The organism is Stenotrophomonas sp. CC22-02 (assembly GCF_004365115.1).
In the GTDB taxonomy this organism is placed as follows: domain Bacteria; phylum Pseudomonadota; class Gammaproteobacteria; order Xanthomonadales; family Xanthomonadaceae; genus Stenotrophomonas; species Stenotrophomonas forensis.
Genome location: NZ_SOCO01000001.1, coordinates 2,147,493 through 2,161,774 on the forward strand (window position 1 = coordinate 2,147,493; position 14,282 = coordinate 2,161,774).

Below are 14,282 nucleotides of genomic sequence, written 5' to 3' on the forward strand. Positions count from 1 at the left end.
GCTCGGCTCTACAAGGCTCAGGGTTCGGTATAGCCTGCGCAGTCCGGCAGCGCCTGGTCGGGGTGGAACATGCCTTCCCCGAAGCGGAACAGCCGCGTGTAGCTGCACGCCGGGTCCTGCTCGGTGCGCAGGTCCTTCTTCTTCAGCGGCCCCTTCGCCAGCGAATCCTCGAACCGTGAAACGCCGGCCGGGAACCGCGTGGCCACCGTCTGGTAGCGCAGCACCGGCATGCCCTCGGCTGCAGCATCCAGCCCCAGCCGTGCCGAGAACCCATATTCGTCATGGCACGCACCCGCGCGCTGCCTGATGTCCTGCTCGCTGAAGCAGGCGCGGATCATCGCGCTACCCAACCACGGCACAGTCAGCACATCATCGTCCACCTGGATGTCGTCCTGCAGGTGGCGCACGCGGGCCAGCTGCAACGTGGACGCATCGGCACCGCCGCCGGAATACATGCTGCTGAACGAGACGATGCCACCCACCAGCACATTCTGGCGGGCGCGTTGCTGCGGATCGCTCACCGGACCATCACTGCCTGCGCCCGGGGCCAGGCGCACGATCCACGGCCACAGCTTCAGCTCGCTTTCCTGCGGCACGTCGATGCCGACGTGGTAGCTGTGCGGCTTGCCCTGGCCCGGTACTTTCTCAAGCACTTCCAGCGCGGTCGGCCGCCCGCCCTCTTCGGCGACCGGTTGCACGCGCACGCACCAGGTGCCATCCCGGGTACAGTCATAGAGCCCAGCCGGCCCGGTCTCATCGGCGATCAGCACCTGCCCGAGCGGCTCCATCACATTGCCGGCAGCGTCGCGCTGCTGCGGCAGGATCGTGTTCTGGGCCAGGCCCAGCAGGGGCGTGGCCAGCCACGCGGCACACAGCAAAGTGCGCGCTACAGTGATGGGCATCGGGGTGGCTCCTGCATGTGGAATGCCGATGGTAACCGCTGCCTCGTAGAGTCGAGCTTGCTCGACTGCATGCAATCCGGCAAAAGAGGCCGTCGAGCAAGCTCGACGCTACCCGGATCGCTTGTCTAGCCGCAATCGCAACCACCCCAGCCCTTCGCCTTCGACGTCTGGCCGATGCCCGGGTTGAAGGTATTGCTCGGGTCCAGCTGGCGGTAGAACCCGGCCAGCGCCGGCTTGGCAGGGTACAGGTGGCCGACGTTGTGTTCGGCCGGATACTCGGCACCGCGCTGGTCCAGCAGCGCCCACATTGCGTGCTCGATGGCCATCGGATCTTCGCCCTTGCGCGCGATGTAATCCTGGTGGAACACGTGGCACAGGAAATGGCCGTAGTACAGCTTGTGCAGCAGGCGGTTGTCGATGTCGTCCGGCAGCTGCTCGAACCAGTCGGCATCATCGCGGCGCAGGGCGATATCCAGTGCCACGATGTCCTGCACCTGCTCGCGGTGCACCTCGCGGTAGCGCACGGCGGCACCGGCCACCGCGAAGCGATGCAGGAACGCCTTGCGCCCTTCCTCAGCCGTGCAGTGGAAGTAGCCCCCTTCGTGGTCGGCAAAGAATCCGCGCAGCCAGGCTTCGGTCTCTGCGGCGTCCTGCGCGGAGACCTTCAGCAGCAGATGGTGCTCGTAGCGCTGGCGGAACTCACCCATGCGCTTGGGCAGGTGCGAAGGCAGCAAACCGGTCAGCACCTGCATCACCCGGTCGGTCACTCCGCGCAGGCCGAGCCGCTCGAACCAGCCATCGACACGACTCTTCAGCGCAAAGGCGGCCGGCACGCGCGCGGTGCCGAGGCGGTCGATCAGCAGGAAGCTGTCCTTGCCATAGCGTTCGCCGATGTCATACGCATCGCGGTGGATGTACTCGCCAGCAATCGGCAGGCGTTCGAAGCCGGTCAGCAGCTGGCGCCGGATCGCGCTGAGGCTGTCGGTGCGGTTGCTGCCGATGTAGAAGACCTCGGCAGCCTCCTTCTCGAAGGTGTCCAGGCGCACCGCGAACACGGCCAGCTTGCCGGCCGATCCTGCGGCCTCGAAGTGGCGGCTGGGGTCGGCATTGAAGCGTGCCGGCGTATCGGCATCGACCCGGCGCACTTCCCCGGCGTAGCGCGGATCGGACGCGGCACGGCCCTCGCCATCGCCGACGTCGGCGGCCGTATAGTCGCCGGCCTGCAGGCGCTGCAGGATCTGCTCGGGCGTTTCGCCCAGCGTGATGCCCAGATGATTGACCAGCTGCAATTGGCCCTGCGCATCGACCTGCGCGTACAACGCCAGCTCGGTGTAAGCCGGGCCGCGACGCACCAGCGCGCCGCCGGAGTTGTTGCAGATCCCGCCCAGCACCGACGCACCGATGCAGGACGAGCCGATCACCGAATGCGGTTCGCGGCCGAGGGGCGCCAGGGTCTGCTCCAAGCGATCCAGCGTGGCGCCGGGCAGGCACAGCACCTGCCGGCCGTCGTTCAACAGCTGGATGCCGGTCAGGCGCAGCGTGCTGACCAGCACGATCGGACGGCCATAGTCGTTGCCATCCGGGGTCGAGCCGCCGGTCAGGCCGGTGTTGGCCGCCTGCAGGATGATCGCCGCCCCACCCTGCACCGCGGCCTGCAGCACGTGCCACAGTTCCAGCAACGTGCCCGGCCGCACCACCGCCAGTACCGGGCCGTCGCCGAAGCGGTAGCCACGGCGGAAACGGCGGGTCGCCTTGTCACCGGTCAGTACATGGCGGCTGCCGACCGCATCGCGCAACTGCGCCAGCACGGCATCGTGGCCACTCACGGCAGGCTGACCAGCGAATCACGGCCGATGTCGGCGATGCGGCGCGCACCGGTCAGTGTCATCGCCACGCGCATCTCCTTGGCGATCAGGTCCAGCAGGTTGGCCACCCCCGCTTCGCCCTGAGCAGCCAGTGCATAGACGAAGGCACGGCCCAGCAGCACGGTGTCGGCGCCCAGCGCCAGCATGCGCACCACGTCCAGGCCGGTGCGGATACCGGAATCGGCGAGGATCTTCAGGTCGCCCTGCACCGCATCGGCAATGGCCGGCAATGCGCGTGCGGTGGACAGCACGCCGTCCAGCTGGCGGCCACCGTGATTGGAAACCACGATGCCATCGGCGCCGAACCTCACCGCATCACGTGCATCATCCGGATCAAGGATGCCCTTGATCACCATCGGGCCCTTCCAGAATTCGCGGATCCACTCCAGGTCCTTCCACGAAATGGACGGATCGAAGTTACTGCCCAGCCAGCCGATGTAGTCCTCCAGCCCGGTCGGGTTGCCACGGTAGGTGGAGATGTTGCCGAGGTCATGCGGGCGGCCGAACAGGCCGACGTCCCACGCCCAGTGCGGATGGGTGATGGCCTGGCCGATACGGCGCAGCGAAGCGTTCGGTCCGCTCATGCCGGAATGCGCGTCACGGTAGCGCGCGCCTGGCACCGGCATGTCCACGGTGAACACCAGCGTGGTCACGCCCGCGGCCTGCGCGCGCTCCAGCGCGTTGCGCATGAAGCCACGGTCGCGCAGCACATACAGCTGGAACCACATCGGCCGCTGGATCGCCGGTGCCACTTCCTCGATCGGGCACACCGAGACGGTGGACAGGGTGAACGGAATGCCGCGGCTGTCGGCCGCGCGCGCCGCCTGTACTTCACCGCGCCGGGCATACATGCCGGTCAGGCCGACCGGTGCCAGCGCCACTGGCATCGCCAGTTTTTCGCCGAACAGTTCGGTCTCCAGGCTCAGGTCGGACATGTTGCGCAGGATGCGCTGGCGCAGCGCGATGTCGGACAGGTCGGAAACGTTGCGCTTCAGCGTGTGCTCGGCATACGCGCCGCCATCGATGTAGTGGAACAGGAACGGCGGCAGCCGGCGTTGCGCTGCGGCACGGTAATCGGTGGAGGCGGAGATGATCATGGGGTCAACCGTGTGGGGAAGGTAGACGCGAGGCCCGCGCACGCCGGGCTTCGTTGTCATCGAGGGTGCGCAGCGTGGTGTGCACGAACTCGAGGTGGGCATGCGCGGCGGCGCGCGCGCGTTCGGGGTCGCCGGCCAGCACCGCGTCCATCATCTCGCGATGCTGGTCGGACAGTGGCGAGAAGGTCCTCGCCGAGGTGTAGAGCTTTTCGCGGCTCTGCGAGATGTTGGTCTGCAGCAGTTCGAACAGGCCGCGCATCACCTGCAGCAGCACCAGGTTGTGCGAGGCCTCGGCGATGGACAGGTGGAAGGCCGCGTCGGCCTCCGCTTCGCCGGTGGGATCGTCCTTGCCGTGCGCATCCATCATGGTCTGGAACGCCTGCGCGATGCGGGTGCGGTCCTCGTCAGTGGCGCGCAGCGCGGCATGCCAGGCGGTGGCACCTTCCAGCGCGTGGCGGATCTCCAGCACGTCGAAGCGGTATTCCGGGTCGCCCTGGAACAGCGGCAGGTACGGCGCCAGCGGTTCATCCAGTGCCTGCCGCGCCCGCGCCGCCGGTTCGGCCACATAGGTGCCGCCACCGACCCGCGCCGTCAACAGACCCTGGCTGGCCAACTGTGCGATCGCCTCGCGCAATGCGGTGCGCGAGACCCCCAGCTGCACCGCCAGGGCGCGCTCGGCCGGCAGCCGGTCACCCGGCTGCAGCCGCTGTTCCTGCACCAGCCCGCGCAGCTGCGCGGCCACCTTGTCCGAAATACGTTGCGTGCTCATGGCGCCATTGTGGCCCGAAGCGCGCGGCGGGTGGTCGGCCGACCGTGCATGGCTCAGGGAATCATCCAGGTCAGCCAGTAGGCCTGGGCCAGGGTGATCAGGCCGACCATCGTGGTGAAGATCAGGCTGTGCTTGACGGTGAAGCGGAACAGGTCCGATTCCTTGCCGGCCAGGCCGACCGCGGCGCAGGCAATGGCAATCGACTGCGGCGAGATCATCTTGCCGGTCACGCCACCGGTGGTGTTGGCCGCCACCAGCAGCACGTCGGACACGCCGATCTGCTGTGCGGTGGTGGCCTGCAGTGCCGAGAACAAGGCATTGGACGAAGTGTCCGAGCCGGTCAGGAACACCCCCAGCCAGCCAAGGAACGGCGAGAAGAACGGGAACGCATCGCCGGTGTGTGCCAGTGCCAGGGCAAGCGTGGCCGACAGGCCCGAGTAGTTGGCGATGAAGGCGAAGGCCAGCACCATGCCGATCGAGTAGATCGGCATGCGCAGCTCACGCACGGTCTCACCGAAGGTCTGCAGCGCCGAACGGGCCGGCATGCGCAGCGCGATGATGGCGATCACCGCGGCGAGGATGATCGAGGTACCGGTGGCCGAGAACCAGTCGAACTTGTAGATCGCCTCGTAGCTGAGCGGCGCGTCCACGATCGGTGGCATCTTCTGCACCATCTGGTCCAGGCCCGGCACCGGGATCTTCAGCACCCAGCTCTCCAGCGGGCCGCCCGCCGCGAACAGCGACTTGAATGGCTTGATGCTCCACAGCGTAACCATCGCGGTGAGGATCAGGAACGGCGACCAGGCTTTGGCGATCTGGCCGACGCTGTAGCGCGGTGCCTCCAGCGCCTGTGCGGCCGCCTCGGCGCTGGTTTCGGTATCGAAGCGGAAGATCCGCACCGGCTTCCAGCGACGCAGGAACAGGGTCAGGCACACCAGCGATGCCAGCGAGGCGGTGATGTCCGGCAGTTCCGGGCCAATGAAGTTGGAGGTCAGGTACTGCGCGATGGCGAACGAGCCCCCGGCCACCAGCACCGCTGGCCAGGTTTCCCTGATGCCGCGCCAACCATCCATGATCGCCATGATCCAGAACAGCACGATGATCGTAAGGAACGGCAGCTGGCGCCCAGCCATCTGGCCGATCTCGAAGGCATCCAGGCCGGTGACCTGCCCGGCCACGATGATCGGAATGCCCATCGCACCGAACGCCACCGGCGCGGTGTTGACGATCAGGCACAGGCCAGCGGCATACAGCGGCTTGAAGCCCAGCCCGACCAGCAGCGCCGCGGTGATCGCCACCGGCGCGCCGAAGCCGGCCGCACCTTCCAGGAAGGCACCGAAGGCGAAGCCGACCATCAGCATCTGCAGGCGCTGGTCCTCGGTGACCGACAGGATCGAGGCACGGATGATGTCGAACTGCCCGGTCTTGACCGAGACTTTGTACAGAAACACCGCGCCGATGATGATCCAGGCGATAGGCCACAGGCCGTAGACGAAGCCGAAGCCGGCTGCGCCCAACGCCTGGGTCAGCGGCATGCGATAGAACAGCAGCGCCACGCCCAGCGCGATGGCCACGGTGATCGTGCCGGCCAGCCAGCCCTTCATCCGCAATACGGCCAGGGCGATGAAGAAGAACGCGATCGGCAGCAGCGCGATCAGGCTGGACAACCACAGGTTGCCGGCGGGGTCGTACAGGTGTTGCCAGGGCTGCATGAAGGCTCTCGACTGGGGGCGGAATGTGCCCACCGCAGGCGGTGGGTTGCCGTGGCTGTCGACTATTGGTACTACCAATAGTGGAACAGAACAGACCACTTGCGGCGAATTGAACCGCCATTCCGGCGAAGAGCCTATTAGACCATAGCGCTATATTGAATATTGGTACGACCAATATGAATCCCGTGGTAGTGCCGGCCGCTGGCCGGCAACTCGAGATTCCCTAGGAAATCCGCCTCTCCAACCGCCGCATCACCGCCAGCACCAGTACGCACAGCACGCTGACCCCGATCGCGATCACATACTTGCCGATGCCCACGGCAATGCCGATGGCGGCGGCCATGATCAGTGAACTGGCGGTGGTCAACCCGCTGACCTGGTCCTCGCGCGAACCGCGCAGGATGGTGCCGGCCGCAACGAAACCGACGCAGGCCACCACCGCTTCAATCAGTCGCACCGGATCAACCTGCAGCAGATCGCGGTAGCGCTCCTGCTGGAAATGCTCGGCCACCGAATCACCGAGGCCGACGATCAGCGCAGCGGCGCCGGCAATCAGCATGTGGGTGCGCAGGCCGGCAGCGTGCTTGCCCATTTCGCGCTCGACGCCGAGCACGCCACCAAACAGCATCGCCGCGCCCACGCGCAGCAGGATCGAGACATCCTGGGTGAGTTCCATCGCCGCCTCCGGGTGTTTCCGGCAGCGTTGCGTGCACAGCGTGGGACGAGGGTGAAGGCAGCACCACGGCTCGTTCACCCGGTGGCGCCAGGCCGCCCCCGGCGCCATCGGCGATCAACGCATCATTGCGCCAGATAGCCACCATCGATCGCGTAATAGGTGCCGGTCGCGAACGAGGCATCGTCGCTGGCCAGCCAGGCCACCAGCGCCGCCACTTCCTCGGCCGTGCCCAGCCGCTTCAGCGCGTGCCGCCCTTCCAGCGTGGCGCGCACCTTGGGGTCCATCTTCTCCAGCAGCGGCGTGCTGATGAACCCCGGACCGACCGCGTTGACGCGGATACCGTCGCCCGCATGCTCCCAGGCAGCGGTCTGGGTCAGCCCGACCACGCCGTGCTTGGCCGCGACATAGGCGGTGGAACCCGCATAGCCCACCTGGCCCAGGATCGACGCCATGTTGATGATGCTGCCACCGGAACCCGCTGTACGCATCGCCTGGATCTGCGCACGCTGGCACAGGAATACGCTGGTCAGGTTGACATCGATCACGCGCTGCCAGCCATCGATCGGATAATCACCGCTGCTGGCGGCCGGTCCGCCGATGCCGGCGTTGTTGACCGCTACATGCAGGCCGCCCAGTTCCTTCACCGTGCGCTGCACCGCTGCCTCGACGGCGGCATCATCGGTTACGTCCAGCGCAATGCCGATCGCCTGCGCACCGCTGCCCTGCAGCTGCGCCACCGTCGCATCCACCGCGTCCTGTTTCAGATCCCAGACCGAAATACGCGCACCGGACGCAGCCAGGGTCTGTGCGACCGCCAGACCGATGCCGGATACACCTCCGGTCACGATCGCGGTCTTGCCGGTGAGCTGGTAATCAATCATCTGCATTCTCCATCTGTGGGGGTTTCGATGCGGCTGGCCGCAGTTGAACCCTCACGCTACGACGTTGCCTGTGATGACCCGGCAGACAATGCGTCCACGAATGATCGTTCCACCCATAAAACCTCAACTCAAGTTGATGTAGGGAATTACGTATGGATATGCACGCAAAACGCCGCCGTATGTTCTGCGCAGCAATCAACTTGGCCGTATTGATCAATCGTTTTGACCATCTCGAAATCAAATGCAGATGAATCAGGGCGACAATGGGAAACGTTTCCAGTTTCTTCGACACACACATTCCAATCTGGCGTTTCCCCAGCCATCCGGCATGCCGTCGCCACCGCATCGCAGCGGGTCTGCACAGGCCACGACCGGACGTGCATCTGCATCGCAGAGCGCATGGGCCAGGTACAGCCAGCGTCCACCTCCTGCGTACGTGCCGAGCAATGTCCCGATACTTCACTTTTGCCGATTACCGCCGTTTCGGCCACCGCCACGGCTTTGATTACCGCGCCGATCCGGAACACCTGCGCGACGACCAGTGGGCCGGCCACGGCGAGGTCAACGAGCAGTTCCTGCGCGGCGGCATGAGCCTGATCGCGTCCGACGTGCATAATCGTTTCCCGTACGTCGCCACCGCCCAGCAGAGCCCGGGGCTGGCCATCCGCGTAATGCTGCAGGGCCAGGTCGACGTCCGCATGCCACGACGCGCGGGCTTCACTCTGCGCGCCGGCACTGCGATGACGGCGCACCATCGCGAGCAGGTCGAGATGACCGGCGCACACCCAGGCGAGACGCGCATGCGCGGGGTCAGCGTGATGGTACCGGCCGAGATCGATCCGGACCTGTTCCAGCTCCCGCAACTGCATGCTGCGCTCAACACCCACCTGGAGTGCCGCCACTGGGCGATTCCGCACACCCTGCTGCCGGTGCTGGGCCAGCTGTTCGACAGCCCCTGGCAGGACGGCATCGATGCGCTGTGGCGCGAGGGCGTGGCCCTGCAGCTGCTGGCCGTCGGCCTGCAGGCCGAGGATCTGCAGACCGACCACGTGCGAACGCTGCGCGCGGGACAGCGCGAGCGCCTGGAGCGCGTGCGCGCCTATCTGCACGACGATCCCAGCCACGCCCACAGCCTGCTCGAACTGGCGCAACTGGCCTGCATGAGCCCGAGCTCGCTGCGCCGCCATTTCGCCCAGCAGTATGGCTGCTCGGTGTTCGACTACCTGCACGAGCAGCGCATGCGCCACGCCGAACAGGGCCTGCGCGAAGACGGCTGGACCGTCGAGCAGGCTGCGGCCGCCAGTGGCTATCGCCATCCCAGCAACTTCGCGGCCGCATTCCGCAAGCGCTTCGGCCTGGTACCCAGCCGCTGGCGCACCGGCCCGTCAAAGGTCGGGTAGCAGCTTCTGCCCTGGTAGGTGTCGACCTTGGTCGACACGCTCCCACACCATCACCGATGCCGGCCAGCGGCCGGCACTACCGCGGCCGCCGGGCATCGCGTGCCCGGCGCGCCTCATCAACCTCAATACACCGGCAGATCGATGTAGCTGGCCTGCGCCGCGCTGTGCCAGACCCGCTGCGTGGCCTTATGGTAGTCGCCCGGCTTGGCCAGGTAGATGTTCGGCACGTAGGTCTGCGGGTTGCGGTCGTACAGCGGGAACAGGCTGGACTGCACCTGCACCATCACCCGGTGCCCCTTCTGGAAGGTGTGGTTGGCGTTGGGCAGATCGAATCGGTACGGCAGCACTTCGTTGGCAGCCAGCGGCTTCGGATCGCTGAAGCCCTCACGGTAACGGCCGCGGAAGATCGCCAGCGATACCGGCAGCTCATAGCCGCCCATTTCCGGCGTCGACGCTTCCTGATCCGGATACACGTCGATCAGCTTCACCACCCAGTCGCTGTCGGTGCCGCTGGTCGATGCCTGCAGATGCACCACCGGCGCGCCGCCGATGCGCAGCGGCGCGCTCAGCGGTTCGGTGATGAAGGTCAGCACGTCCGGGCGGCCATCGACGAAGCGCTGGTCCTTGACCAGCCAGGTGGTCCACATGTCGCGGTCGCTGAAGCGCACCGGTCGCGGCACGAACGGCACCGGCTTGGCCGGATCGGACACGTATTCCTCGAAGTCGCCCTCGCCCGCCGCCGGTGCCTGGAACGCCAGCTTGCCGCCGGCGCGCAGGTACAGCGGCTTGCTGCTGGCGGCACAGCCCTTGTCACAGCTGCGCGGCCAGCCCTTCAGGCGGTCCCAGTGATTCTCGCCGGTGTTGTAGATCAACACCGGCGGCGTGTCGGCCTTCGGTGCACCGTCCACCAGGTACTGGTCGAAGAACGGCTTGAGCACATCGCGGCGGAACTGCAGCGCGGTATCGCCATCGAACTTCAGCGCACCCAGTTCGCTGCCACTGTAGTTCACCTGGCTGTGCCGCCACGGGCCCATCACCAGGTAGTTGCGGTTGTTGCCGCTGTCGCGCCCTTCCATCGCCTGGTAGGCGTGGTTGGCACCCCACATGTCTTCCTGGTCCCACAGGCCCTGCAGCCACATGGTCGGCACCTTCAACGGCGTCCTGGCCATCACCGCGTCCAGCGCCTGGCCCTGCCAGAAGGCGTCATAGGCCGGATGCTCGACCAGCTTCTTCCACCAGGTCAGCTGGTCCACGCCGGTGAACCGTGCGTAGTCGCCGGCCGAACCGATGCGCAGGAAGGTGCTGTAGTCGTCGTAGCCGAGGCTGGGCAGCGGCGTGCCCTTGCCGCGCTTCTCGGTCTGCATCGCGAAATAGTTGAAGTTGACCTGGCGGAACGCGCCGTAGTTGAGCCAGTCGTCACCCATCCAGCCATCCACCATCGGGCTCTGCGGTGCAGCCACCTTCAGCGCCGGGTGCGGGTCGGTCAGCGCCATCACCACGGTGAAGCCTTCATACGACGAACCGAGCATGCCGACCTTGCCGTTGCTCTCGGGCACGTTCTTCACCAGCCAGTCGATGGTGTCCCAGGCGTCGGTGGAATGGTCGACCCTGGTGTTGTTCAATGGCCCGCGCAGCGGCCGGGTCATCACGTAATCCCCTTCGGAGCCGTACTTGCCACGGATGTCCTGGAAGACGCGGATGTAGCCACCATCGACGAACACCTCGTCGCCCTGCGGCAGCAGGTCGCGCATGCGCGGCGAATCACTGCGGTTGGCACGGCCAGCGGCATCGTAGGGCGTGCGGGTCAGCAGGATGGGCGCATTGTGGGCACCCTTGGGCACCACGATCACCGTATACAGCCTGGTGCCATCGCGCATCGGCACCATCACCACGCGCTTGTCGTAGTCGCGGCCGACATCCGGCGCGGCGAAGGGTTTGCCGCTGATGTCCGGGGTCATCGGCGGGGTATCGGCAGCCAGCACGGTGCTGGACAGGCAAAGGGCGATGGCTACAGCAACGGCACGCACACGCATGGAGACCCCTCCCGGCAGGAAAGCCTCAAGCCTACTCCTGCCATGTGCCGTGAAGTGTGGGCGGGCTTTGCATTCTGCGGTGGATACGGGCAGGACTGATGGCACATGTGCCGTCGCTCGGCCGCTGGTCGGCAACGCCAGGATCATGGCGTTGCCGGCCAGCGGCCGGCACTACCGATCAGGCAGCCACCTCATGCAGCGCCAGCCAGCACCAGCGCCCCTGCTCCTGCCTCAGTACCGCCAGCGACTCCCGCCATGCGGGTGCGCCGCCATCGATCGAATGCCCTTCGCGATAGCGCAGCACCGCCAGCGGTGAAGGCGCTTCCACCGCCTGCACGGCGTCGATGGAGATCTTCAGCCCTGCCCGTGCGCCATGGGCACCGGCGAACAATGCCTGCACGGCATCCCGGTCCAGCCGGCGGCCGGCGATACCGACCATGCTGAAGTCCGCGCAGAAATGCGCCATCAGATCGTCCAGTGCGTCGATGCCGATCTCGGCGCGGAACCAAGCCTGCAGCTTGTCGTGCAGGTAGTGGATTTCATGTTCTGCGGTGCTATCCATCATCAATTCCCGGGGTGTGGAAGAAGAAGCTGCTTCGGCCGACGCAACAGCAGCATCGGCAGCAGGGTCAATACGGCGGCCAGGCCCAGCGCCACGCCAGTGGCGCGGGCCGGCAGCCACTGCATGGCCAGTGCCAGCAGCAGCGCGATGGTGGCCGTGCCCAGGCAGAAGCTGAGCTGGCGGTTGAGGTTCCAGAGTGCACTGGCATCTCCCAGCGCTTCGCCCTCGACCCCATGGAAGGCCAGCGTCTGCGCGGTGCTGCTGCACAGGCTGCCGCCAGCACCCATCAGCGCGAACAGCAGCCCGGCCAGCGCAAGCACCGGCTGTGGCAACAGCGCCATCGCCAGCAGGCCACTGGCCTGCAGGAACATGCCGGCACGCAGCACTGCGGCCGGGCCGAAGCGAGCCAGCAGGCGCTTGCTGGCGGTGATCGCGATGGCCGAGGCCAGCGCCCACGGCAGCATCAGCGCACCGATGCGCGCGGCGCTGTAACCGGCCTGGTGGAGTTGCAGAGTGCTGACCAGCTGGCTGCCGATGAACACGCCCGGCACCGCCAGATACACCAGCATCGCCAGGCGCAGGCTGCGATGGGACAGCAGCGACCAGCGCAGCAGGGGCTGCGGCTGCCGACGTGCATGCCGCAGGTGGACGACGGCGAGCACCACCGCGACCATCAGCAACCCGCTACCGGCAAGACGATGCCCGGGTTCGCCCAGCCAGGTCAACGCCAGCAGCAGCGCGCCCAGCGCCGCCATCGCGGTGGTCAGCGCATGGGCTTGAAGGCGCGGTGCACTACGCGCGCCATCGGCCGGCATCCACGCCAGCACTAGCCCAATCGCCATCACTGCCAGCGGCAGGCTGGCCCAGAGCACACCGCGCCAGGACAGCCACTGCACCAGCAGCCCGCCCAGCGCGGGCGCCAGTGCCGGCACCAGCAACGCCACCAGCAGGATGCGCCGGGTCAACGCGCCACGTTGGTCGGGCGTGCACTGCCGGTACGCTGCCGCCTGTGCCACCGGAATCAGCAGGCCACCGGCCAGCCCCTGCAGCAGGCGCCACCCCAGCAGCCAGCCGATACCCGGCGCGGCGCCAGCCAGCGCAGCGGCGGCCGCGAACAGCAGCAGTGCCACCAGCAGCAGGCGGCGCTCGCCACAGCGCGCGGCCAGCCACGGCGCCAACGGGATCACCACGCTCAGGCCCAGCATGTAGGCGGTGCCGACCCAGGCCAGGGTGCCGACGTCGGCATGCAGCTCGGCCGCCAATGCCGGATAGGCCACCGTGGCAATGAACATGTTGACCAGGTCCAGGGCGAACACCAGCAGGAAGATCGCCTCATGGCGCAGGCGGGGGGACGGCATCGGCGGCGCTCCAGCAGGGAAGCGGCCAGCATGCCTTCCCGGCCCTGTTGGAAAAACAATACGACAACTGCAACACTGTCAAATCTGTTTTGACAATTGATGCCCATGGTCAGCCTCGATCGCTTCGACATCTTCCGCGCTGTGGTCGAGGCCGGAAGCCTGACCGCGGCGGCCGACCGCCTCGGCCTGAGCCGCGCGGTGGTCAGCTTCAACCTGAAGCGGCTGGAACAGGAGCTGGGCGTGACGCTGCTGCTGCGCAGTACCCGTCACCTGGCCCTGACCGAGGCCGGTGAACAGTTCCTGCAGCACTGCGTGCAGGCGCTGGATGCTGCACAGGCGGCGATCGATGCCGCGCGCCGCGACCAGCACCAGCTGCAGGGCGTACTGCGCCTGACCACCACACCGGAGTACGCACAGCTGCGCCTGATCCCGGCGCTGGAGGCATTCCGCGCGCGCCACCCGGCTCTGCAACTGCATCTGTCGACCTCGCCGGCACCGGCCGACCTCATTCCGGAGCGTTTTGATCTGGCGATCCGTCTGGGCCGCCTGCCCGATTCAGGGCTGCATGCCATCGAACTGGAACGGCATCCGCTGTGTGCAGTGGCAGCCCCTTCCCTGCTGGCACGCCTACCCTCCGCCGAGGCCGTCGATGATCCGGTACAACTGGGCACCCTGCCCCGTCTGGGCTATCCGCGCCTGGCCGACGTGCCGGTGGTGGCCCCTGACGGCAGCGACGCCCTGTTTGCCACCAACCCGGGCACTGCGGTGGTACGCGTGGATGGCGCCAGCAGCCTGCGCGCCTTCGCCGTGGCCGGCGCCGGGGTCACCGTTCTTCCCCACTGGCTGATCGAGGACGACCTGGCCATGAACAGGCTGCGGCCAGTACTGCGCCATCACCGTTTCCCACAGCAGAGCGTGTACGCGGTCTATCCACACAGCGCACAGCCGTCGCCCAAAGTGCGGCAGCTGATCGATTTCCTGCGCGACTGGTTCACTGCATGAAAAAAGGGGACGGAGGGAATTAAGT

General features: G+C 66.8%; 12 protein-coding genes. 2 read left to right on the forward strand and 10 right to left on the reverse strand.

The window, feature by feature from the left end:
• Positions 1-17 precede the first annotated feature (17 nt).
• The 7 genes from N440_RS09875 to N440_RS09905 form a co-directional block, all read right to left on the reverse strand.
• Entirely contained in the window at positions 18-902 is an 885-nt protein-coding gene (locus tag N440_RS09875) for a hypothetical protein (protein WP_133934949.1), read from the reverse strand.
• Positions 903-1,027: 125 nt separating this feature from the next.
• The gene (gene dld, locus N440_RS09880; RefSeq protein WP_133934950.1) at positions 1,028-2,728 is read right to left on the reverse strand and encodes a D-lactate dehydrogenase; all 1,701 of its coding nucleotides are present in this window, start codon (positions 2,726-2,728) and stop codon (positions 1,028-1,030) included.
• Positions 2,725-3,864, reverse strand: a complete 1,140-nt coding sequence (lldD, locus tag N440_RS09885; protein WP_133934951.1) for an FMN-dependent L-lactate dehydrogenase LldD — start codon at positions 3,862-3,864, stop codon at positions 2,725-2,727. Before lldD ends, dld begins: the two co-directional genes overlap by 4 nt.
• 4 nt (positions 3,865-3,868) lie before the next feature.
• A complete protein-coding gene (gene lldR / locus N440_RS09890; RefSeq protein WP_008264563.1) occupies positions 3,869-4,633 on the reverse strand; it encodes a transcriptional regulator LldR in 765 nt (254 codons plus the stop codon).
• A gap of 53 nt (positions 4,634-4,686) precedes the next feature.
• On the reverse strand, positions 4,687-6,345 hold the full coding sequence (lldP, locus tag N440_RS09895) for an L-lactate permease (RefSeq protein WP_133934952.1): 1,659 nt from the start codon (positions 6,343-6,345) through the stop codon (positions 4,687-4,689).
• A gap of 223 nt (positions 6,346-6,568) precedes the next feature.
• Complete coding sequence (locus tag N440_RS09900) at positions 6,569-7,021, reverse strand: MgtC/SapB family protein (RefSeq protein ID WP_008265586.1); 453 nt, start codon at positions 7,019-7,021, stop codon at positions 6,569-6,571.
• 122 nt (positions 7,022-7,143) lie between these two features.
• Complete coding sequence (locus tag N440_RS09905; protein ID WP_049458393.1) at positions 7,144-7,902, reverse strand: SDR family NAD(P)-dependent oxidoreductase; 759 nt, start codon at positions 7,900-7,902, stop codon at positions 7,144-7,146.
• Positions 7,903-8,348: 446 nt separating this feature from the next.
• Between N440_RS09905 and N440_RS09910 the strand changes: the two genes are divergently transcribed.
• Entirely contained in the window at positions 8,349-9,302 is a 954-nt protein-coding gene (locus tag N440_RS09910; protein WP_053450050.1) for an AraC family transcriptional regulator, read from the forward strand.
• A gap of 122 nt (positions 9,303-9,424) precedes the next feature.
• On the opposite strand, the gene N440_RS09915 is transcribed toward N440_RS09910, so the two are convergent.
• The 3 genes from N440_RS09915 to N440_RS09925 all read right to left on the reverse strand — a co-directional run bounded on the left by N440_RS09915 (position 9,425) and on the right by N440_RS09925 (position 13,255).
• Positions 9,425-11,335: a CocE/NonD family hydrolase gene (locus N440_RS09915; protein WP_133934953.1), complete on the reverse strand. Its 1,911-nt coding sequence runs from the start codon at positions 11,333-11,335 to the stop codon at positions 9,425-9,427.
• Positions 11,336-11,513: 178 nt separating this feature from the next.
• Entirely contained in the window at positions 11,514-11,897 is a 384-nt protein-coding gene (locus N440_RS09920) for a DUF4440 domain-containing protein (protein ID WP_133934954.1), read from the reverse strand.
• A gap of 2 nt (positions 11,898-11,899) precedes the next feature.
• Positions 11,900-13,255, reverse strand: coding sequence for an MFS transporter (locus N440_RS09925; RefSeq protein ID WP_133934955.1), 1,356 nt, complete (start codon positions 13,253-13,255; stop codon positions 11,900-11,902).
• A 105-nt stretch (positions 13,256-13,360) separates the two neighbouring features.
• Between N440_RS09925 and N440_RS09930 the strand changes: the two genes are divergently transcribed.
• Positions 13,361-14,257: a LysR family transcriptional regulator gene (locus N440_RS09930; RefSeq protein WP_133934956.1), complete on the forward strand. Its 897-nt coding sequence runs from the start codon at positions 13,361-13,363 to the stop codon at positions 14,255-14,257.
• The last annotated feature ends 25 nt before the right edge of the window (positions 14,258-14,282 follow it).

What these genes read in the sequence shown, in the direction of transcription:
- N440_RS09920 (WP_133934954.1), bottom strand. Translation starts at nt 11,897, where the DNA reads ATGGATAGCACCGCAGAACATGAAATCCACTACCTGCACGACAAGCTG.
- N440_RS09915 (WP_133934953.1), bottom strand. Translation starts at nt 11,335, where the DNA reads ATGCGTGTGCGTGCCGTTGCTGTAGCCATCGCCCTTTGCCTGTCCAGC.
- N440_RS09900 (WP_008265586.1), bottom strand. Translation starts at nt 7,021, where the DNA reads ATGGAACTCACCCAGGATGTCTCGATCCTGCTGCGCGTGGGCGCGGCG.
- N440_RS09905 (WP_049458393.1), bottom strand. Translation starts at nt 7,902, where the DNA reads ATGATTGATTACCAGCTCACCGGCAAGACCGCGATCGTGACCGGAGGT.
- N440_RS09925 (WP_133934955.1), bottom strand. Translation starts at nt 13,255, where the DNA reads ATGCCGTCCCCCCGCCTGCGCCATGAGGCGATCTTCCTGCTGGTGTTC.
- N440_RS09875 (WP_133934949.1), bottom strand. Translation starts at nt 902, where the DNA reads ATGCCCATCACTGTAGCGCGCACTTTGCTGTGTGCCGCGTGGCTGGCC.
- N440_RS09910 (WP_053450050.1), top strand. Translation starts at nt 8,349, where the DNA reads ATGTCCCGATACTTCACTTTTGCCGATTACCGCCGTTTCGGCCACCGC.
- lldR (WP_008264563.1), bottom strand. Translation starts at nt 4,633, where the DNA reads ATGAGCACGCAACGTATTTCGGACAAGGTGGCCGCGCAGCTGCGCGGG.
- N440_RS09930 (WP_133934956.1), top strand. Translation starts at nt 13,361, where the DNA reads ATGGTCAGCCTCGATCGCTTCGACATCTTCCGCGCTGTGGTCGAGGCC.
- lldD (WP_133934951.1), bottom strand. Translation starts at nt 3,864, where the DNA reads ATGATCATCTCCGCCTCCACCGATTACCGTGCCGCAGCGCAACGCCGG.
- lldP (WP_133934952.1), bottom strand. Translation starts at nt 6,345, where the DNA reads ATGCAGCCCTGGCAACACCTGTACGACCCCGCCGGCAACCTGTGGTTG.